Source organism: Enterobacter sp. MEB024 (assembly GCF_030209635.1).
GTDB classification, from domain to species: Bacteria; Pseudomonadota; Gammaproteobacteria; order Enterobacterales; family Enterobacteriaceae; genus Enterobacter; species Enterobacter ludwigii.
Window position 1 is genome coordinate 113,960 of the sequence record NZ_JARVRQ010000001.1, and the last position, 19,073, is coordinate 133,032.

At 55.6% G+C, this 19,073-nt stretch carries 20 protein-coding genes; 11 read left to right on the plus strand and 9 right to left on the minus strand.

The features are described 5' to 3' along the window. The first annotated feature begins 24 nt into the window (after nucleotides 1–24). The 4 genes from secD (at nucleotide 25) to QRN24_RS00565 (ending at nucleotide 4,057) form a co-directional block, all read left to right on the plus strand. A complete protein-coding gene (gene secD / locus QRN24_RS00550; protein WP_014168844.1) occupies nucleotides 25–1,872 on the plus strand; it encodes a protein translocase subunit SecD in 1,848 nt (615 codons plus the stop codon). Nucleotides 1,873–1,882: 10 nt separating this feature from the next. Next, a complete protein-coding gene (gene secF, locus QRN24_RS00555) occupies nucleotides 1,883–2,854 on the plus strand; it encodes a protein translocase subunit SecF (protein WP_020885225.1) in 972 nt (323 codons plus the stop codon). 142 nt (nucleotides 2,855–2,996) lie between these two features. Then, nucleotides 2,997–3,362 (plus strand): VOC family protein, encoded by a 366-nt coding sequence (locus QRN24_RS00560; RefSeq protein WP_020885224.1) that lies wholly within the window; start codon nucleotides 2,997–2,999, stop codon nucleotides 3,360–3,362. 14 nt (nucleotides 3,363–3,376) lie between these two features. After that, nucleotides 3,377–4,057, plus strand: a complete 681-nt coding sequence (locus QRN24_RS00565) for a helix-turn-helix transcriptional regulator (RefSeq protein ID WP_014168847.1) — start codon at nucleotides 3,377–3,379, stop codon at nucleotides 4,055–4,057. 48 nt (nucleotides 4,058–4,105) lie between these two features. Here the strand turns inward: QRN24_RS00565 and QRN24_RS00570 are convergent, their stop codons facing one another. Together QRN24_RS00570 and QRN24_RS00575 are read right to left on the minus strand one after the other, a co-directional pair. Next, the gene (locus tag QRN24_RS00570; protein WP_025204975.1) at nucleotides 4,106–4,990 is read right to left on the minus strand and encodes a nucleoside-specific channel-forming protein Tsx; all 885 of its coding nucleotides are present in this window, start codon (nucleotides 4,988–4,990) and stop codon (nucleotides 4,106–4,108) included. Between the two features lie 266 nt (nucleotides 4,991–5,256). After that, nucleotides 5,257–5,796 (minus strand): SadB/YajI family lipoprotein, encoded by a 540-nt coding sequence (locus tag QRN24_RS00575; protein WP_025204974.1) that lies wholly within the window; start codon nucleotides 5,794–5,796, stop codon nucleotides 5,257–5,259. 152 nt (nucleotides 5,797–5,948) lie between these two features. Here QRN24_RS00575 and nrdR point away from each other — a divergent pair, with 152 nt between their 5' ends. From nrdR to thiL, 5 genes are all read left to right on the plus strand, one after another. Next, on the plus strand, nucleotides 5,949–6,398 hold the full coding sequence (nrdR, locus tag QRN24_RS00580) for a transcriptional regulator NrdR (protein WP_008503337.1): 450 nt from the start codon (nucleotides 5,949–5,951) through the stop codon (nucleotides 6,396–6,398). Between the two features lie 4 nt (nucleotides 6,399–6,402). Further along, the gene (gene ribD, locus QRN24_RS00585) at nucleotides 6,403–7,506 is read left to right on the plus strand and encodes a bifunctional diaminohydroxyphosphoribosylaminopyrimidine deaminase/5-amino-6-(5-phosphoribosylamino)uracil reductase RibD (RefSeq protein ID WP_063925420.1); all 1,104 of its coding nucleotides are present in this window, start codon (nucleotides 6,403–6,405) and stop codon (nucleotides 7,504–7,506) included. 87 nt (nucleotides 7,507–7,593) lie between these two features. Continuing rightward, nucleotides 7,594–8,064, plus strand: a complete 471-nt coding sequence (gene ribH, locus QRN24_RS00590; protein WP_006176874.1) for a 6,7-dimethyl-8-ribityllumazine synthase — start codon at nucleotides 7,594–7,596, stop codon at nucleotides 8,062–8,064. A 21-nt stretch (nucleotides 8,065–8,085) separates the two neighbouring features. Then, nucleotides 8,086–8,505 (plus strand): transcription antitermination factor NusB, encoded by a 420-nt coding sequence (nusB, locus tag QRN24_RS00595; RefSeq protein ID WP_006809908.1) that lies wholly within the window; start codon nucleotides 8,086–8,088, stop codon nucleotides 8,503–8,505. 78 nt (nucleotides 8,506–8,583) lie between these two features. After that, nucleotides 8,584–9,555, plus strand: coding sequence for a thiamine-phosphate kinase (gene thiL / locus QRN24_RS00600; protein WP_020885221.1), 972 nt, complete (start codon nucleotides 8,584–8,586; stop codon nucleotides 9,553–9,555). Between the two features lie 81 nt (nucleotides 9,556–9,636). Here thiL and QRN24_RS00605 read toward each other — a convergent pair whose 3' ends face one another. The 4 genes from QRN24_RS00605 to xseB all read right to left on the minus strand — a co-directional run bounded on the left by QRN24_RS00605 (nucleotide 9,637) and on the right by xseB (nucleotide 13,704). Then, a complete protein-coding gene (locus QRN24_RS00605) occupies nucleotides 9,637–10,611 on the minus strand; it encodes an aldo/keto reductase (RefSeq protein WP_014168853.1) in 975 nt (324 codons plus the stop codon). A 63-nt stretch (nucleotides 10,612–10,674) separates the two neighbouring features. After that, complete coding sequence (gene dxs, locus QRN24_RS00610; RefSeq protein WP_284942212.1) at nucleotides 10,675–12,537, minus strand: 1-deoxy-D-xylulose-5-phosphate synthase; 1,863 nt, start codon at nucleotides 12,535–12,537, stop codon at nucleotides 10,675–10,677. Between the two features lie 24 nt (nucleotides 12,538–12,561). After that, nucleotides 12,562–13,461, minus strand: a complete 900-nt coding sequence (gene ispA / locus QRN24_RS00615; protein ID WP_014168855.1) for a (2E,6E)-farnesyl diphosphate synthase — start codon at nucleotides 13,459–13,461, stop codon at nucleotides 12,562–12,564. After that, nucleotides 13,462–13,704 (minus strand): exodeoxyribonuclease VII small subunit, encoded by a 243-nt coding sequence (gene xseB, locus QRN24_RS00620; RefSeq protein WP_008503331.1) that lies wholly within the window; start codon nucleotides 13,702–13,704, stop codon nucleotides 13,462–13,464. Nucleotides 13,705–14,016: 312 nt separating this feature from the next. On the opposite strand from xseB, the gene thiI reads away from it, so the two are divergent. Next, nucleotides 14,017–15,465: a tRNA uracil 4-sulfurtransferase ThiI gene (thiI, locus tag QRN24_RS00625; RefSeq protein WP_014168857.1), complete on the plus strand. Its 1,449-nt coding sequence runs from the start codon at nucleotides 14,017–14,019 to the stop codon at nucleotides 15,463–15,465. A 45-nt stretch (nucleotides 15,466–15,510) separates the two neighbouring features. Here the strand turns inward: thiI and yajL are convergent, their stop codons facing one another. Both yajL and panE read right to left on the minus strand, forming a co-directional pair. After that, complete coding sequence (gene yajL, locus QRN24_RS00630) at nucleotides 15,511–16,104, minus strand: protein deglycase YajL (protein WP_020885217.1); 594 nt, start codon at nucleotides 16,102–16,104, stop codon at nucleotides 15,511–15,513. Next, the gene (gene panE, locus QRN24_RS00635; RefSeq protein WP_014168859.1) at nucleotides 16,067–16,978 is read right to left on the minus strand and encodes a 2-dehydropantoate 2-reductase; all 912 of its coding nucleotides are present in this window, start codon (nucleotides 16,976–16,978) and stop codon (nucleotides 16,067–16,069) included. Before panE ends, yajL begins: the two co-directional genes overlap by 38 nt. 203 nt (nucleotides 16,979–17,181) lie before the next feature. On the opposite strand from panE, the gene QRN24_RS00640 reads away from it, so the two are divergent. Next, complete coding sequence (locus tag QRN24_RS00640; protein ID WP_020885215.1) at nucleotides 17,182–17,673, plus strand: YajQ family cyclic di-GMP-binding protein; 492 nt, start codon at nucleotides 17,182–17,184, stop codon at nucleotides 17,671–17,673. 32 nt (nucleotides 17,674–17,705) lie between these two features. On the opposite strand, the gene QRN24_RS00645 is transcribed toward QRN24_RS00640, so the two are convergent. Continuing rightward, nucleotides 17,706–19,067 (minus strand): MFS transporter, encoded by a 1,362-nt coding sequence (locus tag QRN24_RS00645; RefSeq protein WP_032681561.1) that lies wholly within the window; start codon nucleotides 19,065–19,067, stop codon nucleotides 17,706–17,708. Nucleotides 19,068–19,073: the final 6 nt, after the last annotated feature.

Below are 19,073 nucleotides of genomic sequence, written 5' to 3' on the forward strand. Positions count from 1 at the left end.
CAACTTTTCCCAAAGGGAACTGCCGTGTTAAACCGTTATCCTTTGTGGAAGTACATCATGCTGGTCGCCGTGATTCTCGTCGGCCTGCTGTACGCGCTTCCCAACCTGTATGGTGAGGATCCGGCTGTTCAAATCACTGGCGCGCGCGGTGTCGCCGCCAGTGAGCAAACGCTGATCCAGGTCCAGAAATCGTTACAAGAAGAAAAAATTACCGCTAAGTCTGTGGCTCTGGAAGAGGGCGCAATTCTTGCTCGCTTCGACACCACCGACACGCAGCTCCGCGCTCGCGAAGTGCTGATGGGCGTGCTGGGTGATAAATACGTCGTGGCGCTTAACCTTGCTCCTGCAACCCCGCGTTGGCTGGCTGCGTTGAATGCAGAGCCAATGAAACTCGGTCTTGACCTGCGTGGCGGTGTTCACTTCCTGATGGAAGTGGATATGGATACCGCGCTCGGCAAACTGCAGGAACAAAACATCGACAGCCTGCGCAGCGATCTGCGCGAAAAAGGCATCGCTTACACTACCGTTCGTAAAGAAGATAACTACGGTATGAGCATCACGTTCCGCGACAGCGCGGCGCGCGATCAGGCTGTAGATTACCTGACTCAACGTCACCGTGACCTCGTGATCACCTCTCAGGGCAGCAACCAGCTGCGCGCGGTGATGACCGATGCTCGCCTGAAAGAAGCCCGTGAATACGCCGTTCAGCAGAACATCAATATTCTGCGTAACCGTGTAAACCAGCTGGGTGTTGCTGAGCCACTGGTACAGCGTCAGGGTGCTGACCGTATCGTGGTGGAACTCCCGGGTATTCAGGACACAGCACGTGCGAAAGAGATTCTGGGGGCAACTGCTACGCTGGAATTCCGTCTGGTTAACTCCAACGTCGATCAGTCCGCTGCTGCCGCAGGCCGTATTCCGGGCGATTCGGAAGTGAAACAGACCCGCGAAGGTCAGCCAGTTGTGCTGTACAAACGCGTGATCCTGACCGGTGACCACATCACCGACTCCACATCCAGCCAGGACGAATACAACCAGCCGCAGGTTAACATCTCGCTGGATAGCGCGGGTGGTAACATCATGTCTAACTTCACCAAGGACAACATCGGTAAACCGATGGCGACCCTGTTCGTGGAGTACAAAGACAGCGGTAAGAAAGACGCAAACGGCCGCGCGGTGCTGGTGAAAGAGGAAGAGGTGATTAACATCGCCAACATCCAGTCTCGTCTGGGTAACAGCTTCCGTATCACCGGTATCAACAACCCGAACGAAGCGCGTCAGCTTTCGCTGCTGCTGCGTGCCGGTGCGCTGATTGCACCGATTCAGATTGTTGAAGAACGTACCATTGGTCCAACGCTGGGGATGCAAAACATCAAGCAGGGTCTGGAAGCGTGTCTGGCCGGTCTGGTGGTCTCCATCCTCTTCATGATCTTCTTCTATAAGAAGTTTGGTCTGATTGCGACAAGCGCACTGGTTGCGAACCTGGTGCTGATTATCGGCATCATGTCTCTGTTGCCGGGGGCGACGCTGACCATGCCGGGGATTGCCGGTATCGTCTTAACCCTTGCGGTGGCGGTCGACGCCAACGTACTGATAAACGAACGTATCAAAGAAGAGTTAAGCAACGGTCGCTCTGTTCAGCAGGCGATTGACGAAGGCTACAAAGGGGCATTCAGCTCCATCTTCGATGCGAACGTAACAACACTGATTAAGGTTCTTATCCTGTATGCAGTGGGGACTGGCGCTATCAAAGGCTTTGCGATCACCACCGGTATCGGTGTTGCAACGTCAATGTTTACCGCTATTGTCGGCACCCGTGCCATCGTGAACCTGCTGTATGGCGGCAAGCGCGTCAAAAAGCTGTCTATCTGAGGAGTGCGTTGTGGCACAGGAATATACTGTTGAACAATTGAACCACGGCCGTAAAGTCTGGGACTTTATGCGCTGGGACTACTGGGCTTTCGGCATTTCAGGTTTACTGCTGATCCTCTCCCTTATCGTGATGGGCGTGAAAGGCTTTAACTGGGGTCTTGATTTCACCGGTGGTACGGTAATTGAGATCTCCCTGGAAAAACCGGTCGATATGGACCAGATGCGCCAGTCTCTGCAGAAAGCGGGCTTTGAAGAGCCGTTGCTACAGAACTTCGGCAGCAGCCGTGACATCATGGTGCGTATGCCGCCGGTGCACGATGCGAACGGCAGCCAGGAGCTGGGCAGCAAGGTTGTTAACGTGGTTAACGAAACAACCAACCAGCATGCGACGGTTAAGCGTATCGAGTTCGTCGGGCCAAGCGTAGGTGCTGACCTGGCGCAAACTGGTGCGATGGCGCTGCTGGTGGCTTTGATCTCCATTCTGGTGTACGTCGGTTTCCGCTTTGAGTGGCGACTGGCGGCGGGTGTGGTTATCGCCCTGGCGCACGACGTGGTGATCACCATGGGCATACTGTCTCTGTTCCACATTGAGATTGACCTGACAATCGTGGCATCCCTGATGTCCGTTATCGGTTACTCACTGAACGACAGTATCGTGGTATCTGACCGTATTCGTGAAAACTTCCGTAAGATCCGTCGCGGTACGCCGTACGAAATCTTTAACGTGTCGTTGACCCAGACGCTGCACCGTACGTTGATCACATCCGGAACCACCTTGATGGTGATCCTGATGCTGTTCCTCTTCGGTGGCCCGGTACTGGAAGGCTTCTCGCTGACCATGCTGATCGGTGTCTCTATCGGTACGGCTTCGTCTATCTACGTCGCCTCCGCACTGGCACTGAAACTTGGCATGAAGCGCGAGCACCTGCTCCAGCAGAAAGTCGAGAAAGAAGGGGCGGATCAGCCGTCTATTCTGCCGTAAGACGACGTGTCGTTCGTTCCCGAAATCCCGGTCTGTTGACCGGGATTTTTTTTATCTGCTCCTGCCAAACACTCCTGACAGTATGCTGTCAGGAGCCCTGTCGTAGACTCTTTTCGAACCCAAACAACAGGCAGGAGGATGTATGAAAAGTGTGATTAACTGGTTTGAAATTCCGGTCGCCGATATGGATCGCGCTATCAAATTTTATGAACCCGTGATGCAGGTACAGCTGAGACGAGAGAAAATGGATGTGGCTGAGTTAGCCGTTTTCCCGCATGACGATCCGGCCACCGGCGGCGCGCTGGCAAAATTTGAGGGCATTACACCGTCCGTACAGGGCGCTATTATTTACCTGCATACTGACAACCTGGCGGCAACGCTCGATCGCATCGCGTCTGCGGGTGGCGAGTGCGTGTTTGGCCCGCTGGAATTGCCGCGTGGCATTGGCACCATAGCCTTGTTTACCGACAGCGAAGGTAATCGCGTCGGCCTCCATCAACCTGCCTGAGAGCTGAATACGATATGACCCGACGCGCTGACCGTTTGTTTCAGATTGTGCAGATCCTGAGAGGCAGGCGTCTGACAACGGCAGCGCATCTGGCGGACAGGTTGAGCGTATCGGAACGGACTGTATACCGTGATATCCGCGACCTGTCGCTTTCCGGCGTGCCGGTGGAAGGGGAGGCGGGAAGCGGCTATCGGCTGATGTCGGGTTTTGACTTACCTCCGCTGATGCTGACGAACAAAGAATCTGAAGCGCTGATGGTCGCCATCCGTCTGCTGAAAACCTGGGGGGGCGACTCGCTCTCGCGTGAGCTTGAGTCGGCGCAGGAGAAGGTACTGGCGATCCTGCCCGAGGAGAGCCGACGTAAGGCGGAGCAGACGCGAATATATGCGCCGGATATTGCGCTTCAGCCGCATTCGCGCAGCGACTTTGATGTTATTCATCAGGCTATTTCTGCCCAGTGCGTACTGGCGCTGCATTATCGTGATGAAGCCGGGCATCTGACATGGCGCGACATTCAGCCGCTGGGGCTGTTCTTCTGGGGAGAGCATTGGCTGCTGGCCGCGTGGTGTGAACGGCGTGATGACTACCGCTGCTTCCGGCTCGACAGGTGTCTGAATATTACGCTCACGCAGAGGCGTTTTAGCGAAAGCGCGGAGCGATCGCTGGCGGATTTTCTGCGTAAGGTTAAGCAATAAAAAAGCCAGCATATCAGCTGGCTTTGTCCGTTTTTGTTTTCTTTCACATCAGAAGTTGTAACCGACAACCAGGTAACCACCCCAGCCGGTAGAACGTACGCTGAAGTCGCCATTGCCAAAGTTCAGGCTTGCGTCATCGTTCCACTGACCGCCGTTATGCCAGTAACGCGCAACAACGGAGTAGTGCCAGTGATCGTAGTTCAGCGCCAGGATGTGGCTGGAGGCGATGGAGTCGTTGGTACGCGCTTTCTTACCGTTCAGGTCACGGAAGTCGTTGTCGCCCAGGTCTGAACCCCAGTCAAAGTTGGTGAAACCGATATAGCTCAGGTTACCGCCCCACAGCTGGGTAATTGGCACAAAGTATTTCACTTTGAAACGGTAGCCATCCCACTCGTTTTCGTTCGCGGCACCGTAGTTCTGCCACTGGTATTTCGCATAGACGTTCAGGGACAGGCTCATTGGCAGACCGGTATCGATGTCGGTACCCAGACCCATATACCAGGTGCTCTGACGACCGGACGCGTTACGGCCCATGTCGTAGATGTAGTTGTTCGCGAAGTACCACTCTTTGAATGGACCAAACGCCAGGCTGGTGCCCGTCAGCTTATCAATGGAGAAGCGGGGTTCGATCTCCATGAACAGGGGGGAACCGTGGTTCCAGATACCTTTCGCATCGGTGTTACCGCCGAAGAAGACCGGCGCATCCATATAGCCGTAGAAATCGAACCAGTCTTTCTTGGCGAAGGCTTCGTACTCCAGGTAGGTATCGTTGCGGATCTGTGGTCCGAAACGGGTGTGATAGCTGCCGACCACGTTAACGCTCTGGTGCCACCAGTCGGAGAGGTATTGTGGTTTATCGTTTTCCGCTGCGTTAACAGTGAAAGTGGAGGAGAGTGCCAGCACGGCGCCAGCCGCGAGTAATGTTTTTTTCATAATCATGCCACTGATTGAAATTCCCTTCCGGGAGTGAAAAATGCACGAATTGCGTTTCTAAATATTTCGTGTTTCTGCGGAGCCTATTATAGGAATCCTTGCTCACAAAAATATGTGTTGTTTCACATATCTCTCACACGCGTAATCGATTGCGTTCACGTTTGCGTACTTTAAACGGCGGGGATTGTAGCGGCAATGATTTCTGTTGCCAATCTTTGCGGATTGTAAATGTTAGCGGAGTGACATTGCACTCCGCTGAAAGGGGATTATTGCGCGGCGGGCTGGATATCGTGAATGCGGATGAAACCTAACTGATCCGGCGTAAGTCCGTTCAGCTGGATCGGAATGTCAACATCGCTCGGGGCCAGCACGCTGGCGGGAGCGGTGAACAGCTGGCTCTTCACGTTCACTTCCTGATAGTTCTCGGTGGTGCCCTGAATCTGCCCCCACTCGACGGTGCCGCTAAAGGCTGGCAGAGGATCGTTGGATTCCCCCTGAATGCGTAATGTTGCGCGAGTACCATCCGCATTGGCCGCCACGTTAACCAGCGACATTTTCAGCGTGCCAATCTGGCTGTTAAGGCGCGCCGGGGTGTTAGACCCGGGCAGCAGATAAACCCCGCTGCTGGATTTGGCATTCAGCGCGTTTTGCTGGGTGATCTTCACGGTTTCTTTGTTCAGTTTGTCCATCGCGGTATTGAGCGTATTCACGCTTTGTTTCATTTGACGGACTTCGGTTTGCTGTGCACAGGCGCTAAGGGTAAACAGACTCCCCACCAGCAATATTTTCAGGTAACGTCTTGTCATTGCGTTTATTTCCTTGAAATAACGGATCTCCGTAATGGTAGCCAGCATCGCATCAACAGGCATAGATCCTTTGTCTCAAAAAGCTCTTCCTTTGTTGTCAGGCCAGATCAGGGTAAAATGAAAATCAGTTAACCACATAACAGGGATACCGTATGCATTGCCCATTCTGCTCCGCTGTGGATACCAAAGTTATCGACTCTCGCCTTGTGGGCGAAGGGTCTTCCGTACGCCGCCGCCGGCAATGTCTGGTGTGCAACGAGCGTTTCACGACCTTTGAGGTTGCAGAGCTGGTAATGCCGCGCGTGGTAAAAAGTAACGACGTGCGTGAGCCGTTTAACGAAGAGAAACTGCGCAGCGGGATGCTCAAGGCGCTGGAAAAACGCCCTGTCAGTGCAGATGACGTCGAAATGGCGTTAAACCACATAAAATCTTACCTTCGTGGTTTGGGTGAGCGCGAGGTGCCAAGCAAGATGATTGGCAACCTGGTGATGGAGCAACTGAAAAAGCTCGATAAGGTCGCCTATATCCGCTTCGCCTCTGTGTACCGCAGTTTCGAAGATATCAAAGAGTTTGGCGAAGAGATCGCCCGCTTACAGGATTAAGCTCATGCAGGATGAGATTTACATGGCGCGAGCCATGAAGCTGGCGCAGCGCGGTCGTTTTACCACCCATCCCAACCCTAACGTCGGGTGCGTCATTGTCAACGATGGCGAGATCGTGGGCGAAGGGTTTCACTACCGTGCCGGTGAGCCCCATGCCGAAGTTCATGCCCTGCGCATGGCCGGCGAAAAGGCGCGCGGTGCAACGGCCTACGTGACGCTGGAACCCTGCAGCCACCACGGCCGTACCCCGCCGTGCTGCGAAGCACTGATTGCAGCGGGTGTCGCGCGCGTTGTCGCGGCGATGCAGGATCCCAATCCGCAGGTTGCCGGACGCGGCCTGTATCGACTGCAGCAGGAAGGGATTGACGTCAGTCACGGTCTGATGATGCAGGATGCAGAAGCGATCAACAAAGGCTTCCTGAAGCGCATGCGCACCGGGTTCCCGTACATTCAGCTTAAGCTTGGGGCCTCACTGGATGGTCGCACGGCGATGGCGAACGGCGAGAGCCAGTGGATCACCTCTGCGCAGGCAAGGCGCGATGTGCAACGTCTGCGCGCGCAAAGCCATGCTATCCTCACCAGCAGTGAAACGGTTCTGGCTGATAATCCTGCCATGACCGTGCGCTGGGATGAACTGAATGCCGATACCCAGGCGTGCTACCCGCAGGAAAACCTGCGTCAGCCGCTGCGTATTGTCATCGATAGCCAGAATCGCATCACGCCTGCGCACCGCATCGTGCAACAGCCGGGCGAAACCTGGATTGCACGCACGCAGGACGATGCGCGTGAATGGCCGCAAGGCGTACGCAGCATCATGGTGCCAGAGCATAACGGGCACCTCGACTTAGTGGTGCTGATGATGCTGCTTGGTAAGCAACAGGTGAACAGTATCTGGGTAGAAGCGGGGCCGACGCTGGCCGGCGCGCTGCTGCAGGCCGGGCTGGTGGATGAGCTGATTGTCTACGTAGCACCTAAACTGTTGGGTAACGATGCGCGTGGTCTGTTTGTGCTGCCGGGTCTTGAAAAACTTGGTGATGCACCGCAACTCAAATTTAGCGAGATTCGTCCGGTGGGCCCGGATGTCTGCCTCCATTTAACGCCAGCGTAATTGCTCCTGAAATAGGGAAGCAGTGCGCAAAGTATTATGATAAAATCCGCCCCCCTGCGGGGCCAAATGAACCCGTAAAGGAAGAGTATGAACATTATTGAAGCTGCTGTAGCTACCCCGGACGCTCGCGTCGCCATCACCATTGCGCGTTTCAACAACTTCATCAACGACAGCCTGCTGGAAGGTGCCATTGACGCCCTGAAACGTATCGGCCAGGTTAAAGATGACAACATTACCGTTGTTTGGGTTCCAGGTGCTTATGAACTGCCACTGGCAGCGGGCGCGCTGGCGAAAACCGGTAAATACGACGCGGTGATTGCGCTGGGTACCGTTATTCGTGGCGGCACTGCACACTTCGAATACGTTGCAGGCGGTGCAAGCAATGGTCTGGCACACGTTGCGCAGGATGCAGAAATTCCTGTCGCGTTTGGCGTGCTGACTACCGAAAGTATTGAACAAGCCATTGAGCGCGCTGGTACCAAAGCCGGTAACAAAGGTGCAGAAGCTGCACTGACCGCGCTTGAAATGATCAATGTGTTGAAAGCCATTAAGGCCTGATTTTTTTGTAAGGGGAATTCCGTGAAACCTGCTGCTCGTCGCCGCGCCCGTGAATGTGCCGTCCAGGCACTTTACTCCTGGCAGTTGTCCCAGAACGACATCGCTGATGTTGAATACCAGTTCCTGTCAGAACAGGACGTGAAAGACGTTGACGTTCTGTACTTCCGTGAACTGCTGTCGGGAGTGGCGACTAATAGCGCGTATCTCGATGGTCTGATGAAGCCATATCTGTCCCGTCTGCTCGAAGAGCTGGGTCAGGTAGAGAAAGCAGTGTTGCGTATCGCGCTGTTTGAGTTGTCTAAACGTGATGATGTGCCGTACAAAGTGGCCATCAACGAAGCGATCGAACTGGCGAAAACCTTCGGCGCTGAAGACAGCCATAAATTTGTAAACGGCGTGCTGGATAAAGCCGCACCTGCGATCCGTCCCCACAAAAAGTGATCCGCAAACCGGAGTTTTGCATTGCCTGCCGGGCAGTGCGGCTCCGGTTTTTTTATTTAATTTGCTGAGGCATAACGTATGGCATGCGGCGAATTCTCCCTGATTGCCCGTTATTTCGACCGTGTCAGAACCTCTCGTCTTGATGTTGAAACCGGCATTGGCGATGACTGCGCACTTCTCAATATTCCCGAAAAACAGACGCTGGCAATCAGCACCGACACCTTAGTGTGCGGACGTCATTTTTTACCTGATATCGATCCCGCCGATCTGGCGTATAAAGCGCTGGCGGTCAACGTAAGCGATTTAGCGGCCATGGGCGCCGATCCCGCGTGGCTGACGCTGGCGTTGACGCTGCCCGAGGTGGACGAAGACTGGCTTGAAGCCTTTAGCGATGCGCTGTTTGATCAGCTCAACTACTACGATATGCAGCTGATTGGCGGTGACACCACTGCCGGGCCGCTGTCGATGACGCTTGCGATCCACGGCTATGTCCCGCTGGGCCGGGCGCTGAAACGCTCGGGCGCAAAGCCGGGTGACTGGATCTACGTGACCGGCACGCCGGGCGACAGCGCCGCAGGGCTGGCAATCCTCCAGGACCGCTTACGCGTCAAGGATGCCGACGATGCGGCATATCTGGTGAAACGCCATCTGCGCCCAACGCCGCGTATTTTGCACGGCCAGGCGCTGCGCGAGCGGGCAAGCTCGGCTATCGATCTCTCTGACGGGCTTATCTCCGATCTCGGCCATATTCTGAAGGCCAGCGGTGTGGGCGCGCGCGTAGATCTGGATCTGTTCCCGCTGTCAGAGCCATTGCTTCGCCATGTGGAGCCCGAGCAGGCTCTGCGCTGGGCGCTCTCCGGCGGCGAAGATTATGAGCTGTGCTTTACCGTACCGGAGCTGAACCGGGGAACGCTGGACGTGGCGCTAGCTCACCTTGGGGCGAAGTTTACCTGTATCGGGCAGATTATGCCGGAAAGTGAAGGGCTGAAATTTGTGCGTGATGGCGCGCCGGTTACGCTTGACTGGAAGGGTTACGACCACTTTGCGTGATTCGTCTGCCGGGTAGCGCTGCGCTTACCCGGCCGAGGGGTTTTGTTCCCTCTCCTTTTGGGAGACGGGCAGGGCGAGGGCTTACTTAAACCCTACCACCGGATGCTGCTGGTACGGCGTTTCCAGCTCGGCGACTTGCTCAGGCGTCAGCGTTAAATCAACGGCACTCAACAACTCATCCAGTTGTTCTTCCCGCGATGTACCGATAATCGGTGCCGCGACTCCGCGTTTGCTCAGCAGCCACGCCAGCGCTACCTGCGCACGTGTGGCACCGGTATCATCGGCAATCCCCGCTAAACGCTCGGCGATCAACGCATCGCTGGCTTCCGTACCTTCGTATAAGGTTTTACCGAACGCATCCGACACCGAGCGGGCGGTGGTCTCTCCCCATGGTCGGGTGAGGCGTCCGCGCGCCAGGGGACTCCATGGGATCACCGCTACGCCTTCCTGATAGCAGAGCGGCAGCATCTCGCGCTCTTCTTCGCGATAGATAAGGTTGTAGTGATCCTGCATGGTGACAAACCGTGCCCAGCCGTGCTGCGCCTGAAGATCAAGCGCTGAGGCAAACTGCGAAGCGTGCATAGACGATGCGCCGATGTAACGCGCCTTCCCGGCCTTAACCACATCGTTAAGGGCTTCCAGCGTCTCTTCAATCGGCGTGTTGTAATCCCAGCGGTGGATCTGCAGCAGGTCGACATAATCCATATTCAGGCGCCGGAGGCTGTCATCAATGGATCGCAGGATTTGCGCACGGGAAAGGCCTTCAGGCAAATCACCCACCTGGTGATATACCTTGGTGGCGACGACCACATCGTCACGGCGGGCAAAATCGCGCAGGGCGCGGCCGACAATCTCTTCGCTGCTGCCGTCGGAGTAACTGTTGGCAGTATCAAAAAAGTTAATCCCGCCGTCGAGTGCGCGTTTGATGATAAGGCGGCTGCTCTCTTCCGGCAGCGTCCAGGCGTGATTTCCCCGGTCTGGCTCGCCAAAGGTCATGCATCCCAGGCAAAGTCGGGAAACCTGAAGGTCTGTTTTTCCTAATGTCGTGTATTGCATGGTTCCGCTCCTGCTTTTTTAAACAATACGTTTAAGCATAGCAGGAGCGGAAAAGGGGAGGGATCAGGCAAGCCAGGAGCGGATTTTCGACTCAATGCCGGCCGCATCCAGGCCAATCGCCGCACGGGCTTCGTCCTGGGTACCTTGTGGAATGAAATGATCCGGCAGACCAAGGTTCAGTACCGGCACGGCTTTACGGTTAGCCATCAGCACTTCGTTCACGCCGCTGCCCGCGCCGCCCATGATGGCGTTTTCTTCCAGCGTGACCAGCACGTCATGAGATTCCGCCATGCTCAGGATCAGGGCCTCGTCGAGCGGCTTCACAAAGCGCATATCCACGAGGGTCGCATTCAGCGTTTCAGCCACTTTCGCGGCCTCCGGCATCAGCGTACCAAAGTTCAGGATCGCCACTTTCTCACCGCGAAGTTTCACCAGACCTTTACCTATCGGCAGTTTTTCCAGCGGCTGCAGTTCAACGCCGACGGCATTGCCGCGCGGGTAGCGCACCGCACTAGGGCCATCCTGATAGTGGTAGCCGGTAAACAGCATCTGACGACATTCGTTCTCATCGCTTGGCGTCATGATGACCATATCCGGGACGCAGCGCAGGAACGACAGGTCAAATGCCCCCTGGTGCGTCTGGCCGTCAGCACCCACAATGCCTGCGCGGTCGATAGCAAACAGGACCGGCAGCTTCTGGATGGCAACGTCATGGATCACCTGGTCGTAGGCGCGTTGCAGGAAGGTGGAATAAATGGCGACAACCGGGTTATAACCGCCAATCGCCAGGCCTGCCGCAAAGGTCACCGCGTGCTGCTCGGCAATGGCAACGTCAAAATACTGGTCCGGGTATTTTTTGGAGAACTCCACCATGCCAGAACCTTCACGCATGGCCGGGGTGATCGCCATGAGCTTATTGTCTTTAGCGGCGGTTTCACACAGCCAGTCGCCAAAGATTTTTGAATAGCTCGGCATGCCGCCGCTGCTTTTAGGCAGGCAACCGCTGCTCGGGTCGAATTTCGGTACCGCGTGGAAGGTGATGGGATCTTTTTCCGCCGGTTCGTATCCACGGCCTTTTTTGGTCATGATATGCAGGAACTGCGGGCCTTTCAGGTCACGCATGTTTTTCAGCGTGGTGACAAGCCCCAGAACGTCATGCCCGTCCACCGGACCAATATAGTTAAAGCCCAGCTCTTCAAACAGCGTACCCGGCACGACCATGCCTTTGATGTGTTCTTCGGTGCGTTTAAGCAGTTCTTTGATTGGCGGTACGCCGGAGAAGACTTTTTTGCCGCCTTCGCGCAGCGAGGAGTAAAGCTTGCCAGAGAGCAGCTGCGCCAGATGGTTGTTCAGCGCGCCCACGTTTTCGGAAATCGACATTTCGTTATCATTAAGGATAACCAGCATGTCTGGCTTGATATCGCCCGCGTGGTTCATGGCCTCAAAGGCCATACCGGCAGTGATCGCCCCGTCGCCAATGACGCAGACGGTACGACGCTGTTTATTCTCTTTTTCGGCTGCCACCGCAATACCGATACCCGCAGAGATCGAGGTGGAGGAGTGCCCAACGCTTAATACGTCGTACTCGCTCTCGCCACGCCATGGGAACGGATGCAGGCCGCCTTTCTGACGAATGGTGCCAATTTTATCGCGACGTCCGGTCAGAATTTTATGCGGATAGGCCTGGTGGCCGACATCCCAGATGAGCTGATCGAACGGCGTGTTATAGACATAGTGCAGCGCCACGGTCAGCTCTACCGTGCCAAGCCCGGAGGCGAAATGGCCGCTGGAGCGGCTTACGCTGTCGAGCAGGTAGCGACGCAGCTCATCGCACAGCTTCGGCAGGCTCTCTTTCGGCAACAGGCGTAACTCCTGGGTGGAGTCAACTAACGCCAGTGTCGGGTATTTGGCAATATCAAAACTCATCAAAGGCTCATCGAGATAGTGTGTTTATTTATCACGCTGGATTATATAGTCCGCTAGCGCTTCCAGTGCCGAAGTATCCAGTGATTGCGCGGCCAGTTGATTCAGCGACTGGCGGGCATCCTCTATCAGATCCCGGGCTTTACGTTGGGCTTGCTCAAGACCCAGCAGGGCGGGGTAGGTACTTTTGCCAAGCTGCTGATCCGCACCCTGACGTTTACCCAATGTTGCAGTATCGCCCACCACATCCAGAATGTCATCCTGAACCTGGAATGCCAGACCGATACTTTCTGCGTATCTGTCCAGTATCGGCAGGGCTTTGCGCCCCTGTTCACCCGCGCTCAGGGCGCCCAGACGAACGGCTGCACGAATCAATGCGCCCGTTTTATGGCGATGAATACGCTCCAGCTGTTCCAGATTAACCTGACGTCCTTCCGCTTCAAGATCCAGTGCCTGACCGCCACACATACCGGCGACGCCGCTGGCCATTGCCAGTTCAGAGATCATTGACAGACGGTCACGGTCGGCCACTTCGGCCATCGGCGCATCGCTCAGAATCGAGAACGCCAGGGTTTGCAGGGCATCCCCCGCCAGAATGGCATTCGCTTCGCCAAACTTGATGTGGCAGGTAGGCTGGCCACGACGCAGATCGTCGTCGTCCATGGCCGGCAAATCATCATGGATCAGCGAGTAGGCATGGATGCACTCAACGGCGGCTGCCGGGGCATCCAGCGTGTTAGCGCTGATACCAAACATATTGCCCGTGGCGTAGACCAGAAACGGACGCAGGCGCTTTCCACCCAAGAGTGCGCCATAGTGCATGGCTTCAACCAGTGGAGTGTTCTGAAAAGGCTGTGGCTCAATAAAACGGCGCAGCGCATCGTTGGCACGCGCGACGCATGCCTGAAGCTCGTTGGCGAAATCCATTTACTCGGCGTCCGGTGTGAATGGCGTAGTTTTAGCGTCTTCGCTGTCGGACAGCAGGATCTGCACGCGCTGCTCGGCCTGCTGCAGTTTGACCTGCCCCTGGCGCGCCAGCTGCACGCCGCGCTCGAATTCATTGAGCGCCTCTTCCAGCGGTAAATCGCCGCTCTCAAGGCGGGTGACAATCTGCTCCAGCTCACTCAGCGCAGTTTCAAAACTGGCCGGTGCGTCGTTCTTCTTCGGCATAGTGAATTGACTCTTATATTCTCAGCCCCGACATGGTAACGGACTCGGGGCAATTATCAAATAACGCGCAATGTGCACAGGAGCGGCGTGAAGATGATATACTTGCGCGCCTGGATGCAGCCACGGGTGTGGGCTGCTATACACGTCATCCTTCAGGTTGTCTCTGTTTGGGCTACGTTTGCGCCTTTCCGTTACTTACTCGCGTAAGCTTGCGGGGGGCTGTGACTCGCCGCGTTGATGCCACCTGAATGATTTTGTGTATATTTCATTTTCCATTACAAGCCTTAAGCTTGCCTAAGAAACATTGCCGCCATGAAGTTTATCATTAAATTGTTCCCTGAAATCACCATCAAAAGCCAATCTGTGCGTTTGCGCTTTATTAAAATTCTCACCGGGAACATTCGTAACGTATTAAAACACTACGACGAAACGCTCGCCGTAGTGCGTCACTGGGACCACGTTGAGGTTCGCGCGAAAGATGAAAACAAACGTCAGGATATTCGCGACGCGCTGACCCGTATTCCGGGCATTCACCATATTCTGGAAGTGGAAGACGTTCCTTACACCTCCCTGCATGACATTTTTGAAAAAGCGCTGGTGCAGTATCGCGATCAGATTGAAGGCAAAACCTTCTGCGTGCGCGTGAAGCGTCGTGGTAAGCATGAGTTTAGCTCCATTGAAGTGGAGCGCTATGTGGGTGGCGGCCTCAATCAGCACGTTGAGAGCGCGCGCGTGCGCCTGACTAACCCGGACGTGACCGTTAATCTGGAGATCGAAAACGATCGCCTGCTGCTGGTGAAAGGCCGTTATGAAGGTATCGGCGGTTTCCCAATCGGCACGCAGGAAGATGTCCTGTCGCTGATCTCCGGCGGTTTCGACTCCGGTGTTTCCAGCTATATGCTGATGCGCCGCGGCTGTCGCGTACACTACTGCTTCTTTAACCTGGGCGGTGCGGCGCATGAAATCGGCGTGCGTCAGGTCGCGCACTATCTGTGGAACCGCTTCGGCAGCTCCCACCGCGTGCGTTTTGTGGCGATCAACTTTGAGCCAGTGGTCGGCGAAATCCTTGAAAAAGTGGACGACGGTCAGATGGGCGTGGTGCTGAAGCGCATGATGGTGCGTGCAGCGTCCAAAGTGGCAGAGCGCTACGGCGTGCAGGCGCTGGTCACCGGTGAAGCGCTGGGCCAGGTCTCCAGCCAGACCCTGACCAACCTGCGTCTTATCGACAACGTATCGGATACCCTGATCCTGCGTCCGCTGATCTCCTACGATAAAGAGCACATCATCGATCTGGCGCGCAAAATCGGTACCGAAGATTTTGCCCGCACCATGCCGGAATACTGCGGTGTGATCTCAAAAAGCCCGACCGTCAAAGCGGTGAAGGCGAAGATCGAAGCCGAAGAAGAGAACTTCGATTTCGGCATTCTGGAGAAGGTGGTGGCGGAAGCGACCAACATCGATATCCGCGAGATTGCCCAGCAGACCGAGCAGGAAGTGGTTGAAGTTGAAACCGTCAGCGGTTTCGGTGCCAACGACGCGATTCTGGATATCCGTTCCATTGATGAACAGGATGACAAACCGCTGCAGGTTGAAGGCGTGGACGTGGTTTCTCTGCCGTTCTACAAGCTGAGCACCAAATTCGGCGATCTCGACCAGAGCAAAACGTATCTGCTGTGGTGCGAGCGCGGGGTGATGAGCCGTTTGCAGGCACTGTATCTGCGCGAGCAGGGCTTTGCGAATGTGAAGGTCTATCGCCCTTAACCGTTTGCCGGGTGGCGGCTTCGCTTACCCGGCTTTCTATACACGCTACGCTTCGTAAAAATTATAAATCCCCGCTGCCATTACTAACGACGACGCCACCTCGTAGGCTTTCTCACGCCCGACCAGCAGGTCGATAATCTTCAGTCCAAAATCGATCGCGGTACCCGGCCCCTGGCTGGTGAGCAGATTGACGCGCGGATCCCAGACCACACGTTTATCCACCCATTGCTCTTCAGGAATGGTCTCTTTCAGTCCCGGGAAACCGGTCATATTCCCGATCGGGAAAATGTTATGCGGCACCAGAACCGTGCCGGCTGCGGCACAAATTGCCGCAACGATGCGCCCCGACAGATGGAATTGCCTGACAGTTTCGACCAGGAGCGGGCTGTCGCGAAAATACTCCGCGCCCTTCAGGCCGCCCGGCAGTACGATGATGTCGTAATCCCCGTCGGCCACCTGCACGAGCGGTGCATCGGCGAGGATTTTTACGCCCCGTGAACAGGTGATGGTCAGATTACCGTCGCTGGCGACACTGGCGGTGGTCACGTTAATGCCGCCGCGCACCATCAAATCAATGGTGGTGACGGCTTCTGTCTCTTCGCTACCAGGGGCGAGGCAGATCAGTGCTGACGCGCTCATATTCACTCTCCTTACGTTTAACCAGGTCATACAGACGGGCATTTTCCGGCACGGCAATGCCGTGGGCGCGGGCGCGTTTAAGCAAATAGCCCGTGATGTAATCAATCTCTGTGTGGCGTAATGCCCGAATGTCCTGCAACATCGAGGAGATGTTTTCTGCAGTACTTTCAATTACCTGCTCAACATAATAGCGCAAATCCTCCGCCGAGGTATGCAGGCCTTCACGTTCGATAACCGAGGCGACCTCCGCGCACAGGGTGGCAATTTCCTGCGGATGATTTTTCAGTTCCCCGTTCGGGCAGTTCCACAGCGCCGTCAGCGGATTGATCACGCAGTTAACCGCCAGCTTGCGCCACAGCTGCGGGCGGATAGTGTCATGCCAGGCCACGTCCGGCAGCACCTTCTGCAGAACATCCGCCAGATAGCTGTAGTCGCCATCCTGCGTACGGGCGGGGCCCATGTGCGTTACGCCGCTGGCGACATGCACGATAATGTTGCCATCGCGGCGTGCAGCGTGCGTGGTGGTCGCCATCAACAAGGGATGCGGGATGCTTTTCAGCTCATCAATGGTTCCCATGCCGTTATGCAGCAGCAGGATGGGGGAGTCTGGGGGAAGTTGCGCGGCCAGCGTCTTTACCGCATCTGATACCTGCCATGCTTTGAGCGTGACCAGCAGTAGATCGCTTTGCGCCAGAAAATCCGGATCGTTCGCGGTGAGTGATTCGTTGAATATACTTCCGTCTTCGTCAATCAGGTTCACACTGCAATAGGGCTGGGGCACGCGCAGCCAGCCCTGTACCTCATGTCCGTGCTTGCAAAGCGCGGTCAGCCATAGCTGTCCAAGGGCTCCGCATCCGAGCACTGTAATTTTCATTGTTCCTCCTCACCTGCAACTGCGCCAGGTGTTACGGCCTAAGTATAGCGCCGTCAGCTAAGCTTCTGTTGAGTAAACCCTGTGACATCTGTGCGGTGTTTCCTCACGTGAGCGGCCAGGGATAGCTGCAACTCGAATTATTTGGGGTATCTGCCTTGTAGCGGGTATTATGCAACGCAACAAAAATGAAGGGAGAAGAAAAGATGCCATCTTTCGATATTGTTTCCGAAGTTGATATCCAGGAAGTCCGCAACGGCGTTGAAAACGCAAGCCGTGAAGTTGAGTCACGTTTCGACTTTCGTGGCGTTGAGGCAACTTTCGAGCTGAACGATGCGAATAAGACCATTAAGGTCCTGAGCGAATCTGATTTCCAGGTTAACCAGCTGCTGGATATTCTGCGCGCCAAGCTGCTTAAACGCGGTATTGAAGGCACCTCACTGGATGTACCAGACGAGTTTGTGCATAGCGGTAAAAACTGGTTTGTCGAAGCCAAACTGAAGCAGGGTATTGAGAGCGCGGTTCAGAAGAAGATCGTTAAGCTCATCAAGGACAGCAAGCTGAAGGTTCAGGCGCAAATCCAGGGTGAAGAAATTCGTGTGACCGGTAAATCCCGCGATGACCTGCAGGCCGTTATGGCGCTGGTACGTGGCGGCGATCTGGGGCAGCCGTTCCAGTTCAAGAACTTCCGCGATTAAGACAAAAATGCCCGGTTTTACCGGGCATTTTTTCAGGCTTTGAGAGCCTGCTCGATTTCGAAGCGGTTAGTCACTTTACTGTCTATTTTGACGTAAGCGCTGCGCTCTTGTGGGGCAATAAGCACTTCACTTACCCCCTCCGTTGCTTCAAGACGCTGTTTTAGCGCGTCGGTAATCTCAACATCCTCAGGAATTTCGACCCGCAGACTGCTGACGTAGCGCGGCTCTTTCATGCTGCTTGCGACCAGCAGCCAGACCATCGCCAGCAGTGCGCCCGCGAGGAACACAGTTTGCGAATCAAACAGGCCGTCCACCCAGCCGCCGAGCGAGCCCCCGATAGCCACGCCGATAAACTGGCTGGTGGAGTAGATCCCCATTGCTGTGCCTTTATAGCCGGCCGGGGACTCCTTGCTAATTAGCGATGGCAGCAGAGCTTCCATCAGGTTAAAGGCCAGGAAGAAGAGCTGCACGCCGGCCACCAGTTCCCAGAAGTGCGGGCCGGACCCCCAGAGCACAATCTCGGCAATCAGCAGCACCGCCACGCAGCCAATGAAGACGCGCTTCATCTTGCGTTTCACTTCGGCGTAGATGATGAACGGCACGACCGAAACGAACGAAATCAGCATGGTCACCAGATAGATTTTCCAGTGCTCCGCGGCAGGGAAGCCCGCGGCGGCAAGCTGACCGGGCAGGGCGACAAAGGTCGACATCAGCAGGATGTGCAGACACATGATGCCGAAGTTAAGTTTAAGCAGGCGCGGTTCCACCAGCACTTTGCTGAAGCAGCCTTTCACCATCCCGGATTCACGGTTAAGGACGTGGTTTTTGCTGTCCGGCACCACCCAAAGGGTCAGCGCAATACCGACGGTCGCCAGCACGGCAATCATCCAGAACAGGGCATGCAGGCCGAGTTTATGGGTGATGATAGGCCCGAGCACCATCGCAATCGCGAAAGTGACGCCAAAGCTCACGCCGATAAACGCCATCGCTTTGGTGCGATTCTGCTCACGGGTTAAGTCTGACAGCAGCGCCATCACGGCGGCGGCAATCGCACCAGAGCCCTGCAGGGCGCGACCAAGAATAATTCCCCAGATGGAGTGGGAGAGGGCGGCTATCACGCTGCCGAGCACAAAAATAAGCAGGCCGCCGACAATCAGCGGTTTGCGGCCAACCCGATCCGAGAGCAGGCCAAACGGGATCTGAAATACCGCCTGAGCCAGACCGTAGATGCCAATCGCCAGGCCAATCAGCGCTTCGCTGGCACCCTGTAGCGCCATGCCGTACGTGGTCAGAACAGGCAGGACCATAAACATGCCAAGCATCCGTAGCGAGAAAACAGTCCCTAAACCCCAGGTCGCGCGCAATTCGCCTGGCGTCATTTTATAATCGTTCATTACCAC

Excerpts from the sequence above, each read along its gene's own strand:
- panE (WP_014168859.1), bottom strand. The coding sequence starts at position 16,978 with ATGAAAATTACAGTGCTCGGATGCGGAGCCCTTGGACAGCTATGGCTG.
- QRN24_RS00565 (WP_014168847.1), top strand. The coding sequence starts at position 3,377 with ATGACCCGACGCGCTGACCGTTTGTTTCAGATTGTGCAGATCCTGAGA.
- QRN24_RS00645 (WP_032681561.1), bottom strand. The coding sequence starts at position 19,067 with ATGAACGATTATAAAATGACGCCAGGCGAATTGCGCGCGACCTGGGGT.
- nrdR (WP_008503337.1), top strand. The coding sequence starts at position 5,949 with ATGCATTGCCCATTCTGCTCCGCTGTGGATACCAAAGTTATCGACTCT.
- QRN24_RS00605 (WP_014168853.1), bottom strand. The coding sequence starts at position 10,611 with ATGCAATACACGACATTAGGAAAAACAGACCTTCAGGTTTCCCGACTT.
- thiI (WP_014168857.1), top strand. The coding sequence starts at position 14,017 with ATGAAGTTTATCATTAAATTGTTCCCTGAAATCACCATCAAAAGCCAA.
- QRN24_RS00575 (WP_025204974.1), bottom strand. The coding sequence starts at position 5,796 with ATGACAAGACGTTACCTGAAAATATTGCTGGTGGGGAGTCTGTTTACC.
- yajL (WP_020885217.1), bottom strand. The coding sequence starts at position 16,104 with ATGAGCGCGTCAGCACTGATCTGCCTCGCCCCTGGTAGCGAAGAGACA.
- dxs (WP_284942212.1), bottom strand. The coding sequence starts at position 12,537 with ATGAGTTTTGATATTGCCAAATACCCGACACTGGCGTTAGTTGACTCC.
- ispA (WP_014168855.1), bottom strand. The coding sequence starts at position 13,461 with ATGGATTTCGCCAACGAGCTTCAGGCATGCGTCGCGCGTGCCAACGAT.
- QRN24_RS00570 (WP_025204975.1), bottom strand. The coding sequence starts at position 4,990 with ATGAAAAAAACATTACTCGCGGCTGGCGCCGTGCTGGCACTCTCCTCC.
- QRN24_RS00560 (WP_020885224.1), top strand. The coding sequence starts at position 2,997 with ATGAAAAGTGTGATTAACTGGTTTGAAATTCCGGTCGCCGATATGGAT.
- xseB (WP_008503331.1), bottom strand. The coding sequence starts at position 13,704 with ATGCCGAAGAAGAACGACGCACCGGCCAGTTTTGAAACTGCGCTGAGT.
- QRN24_RS00640 (WP_020885215.1), top strand. The coding sequence starts at position 17,182 with ATGCCATCTTTCGATATTGTTTCCGAAGTTGATATCCAGGAAGTCCGC.
- ribD (WP_063925420.1), top strand. The coding sequence starts at position 6,403 with ATGCAGGATGAGATTTACATGGCGCGAGCCATGAAGCTGGCGCAGCGC.
- thiL (WP_020885221.1), top strand. The coding sequence starts at position 8,584 with ATGGCATGCGGCGAATTCTCCCTGATTGCCCGTTATTTCGACCGTGTC.
- ribH (WP_006176874.1), top strand. The coding sequence starts at position 7,594 with ATGAACATTATTGAAGCTGCTGTAGCTACCCCGGACGCTCGCGTCGCC.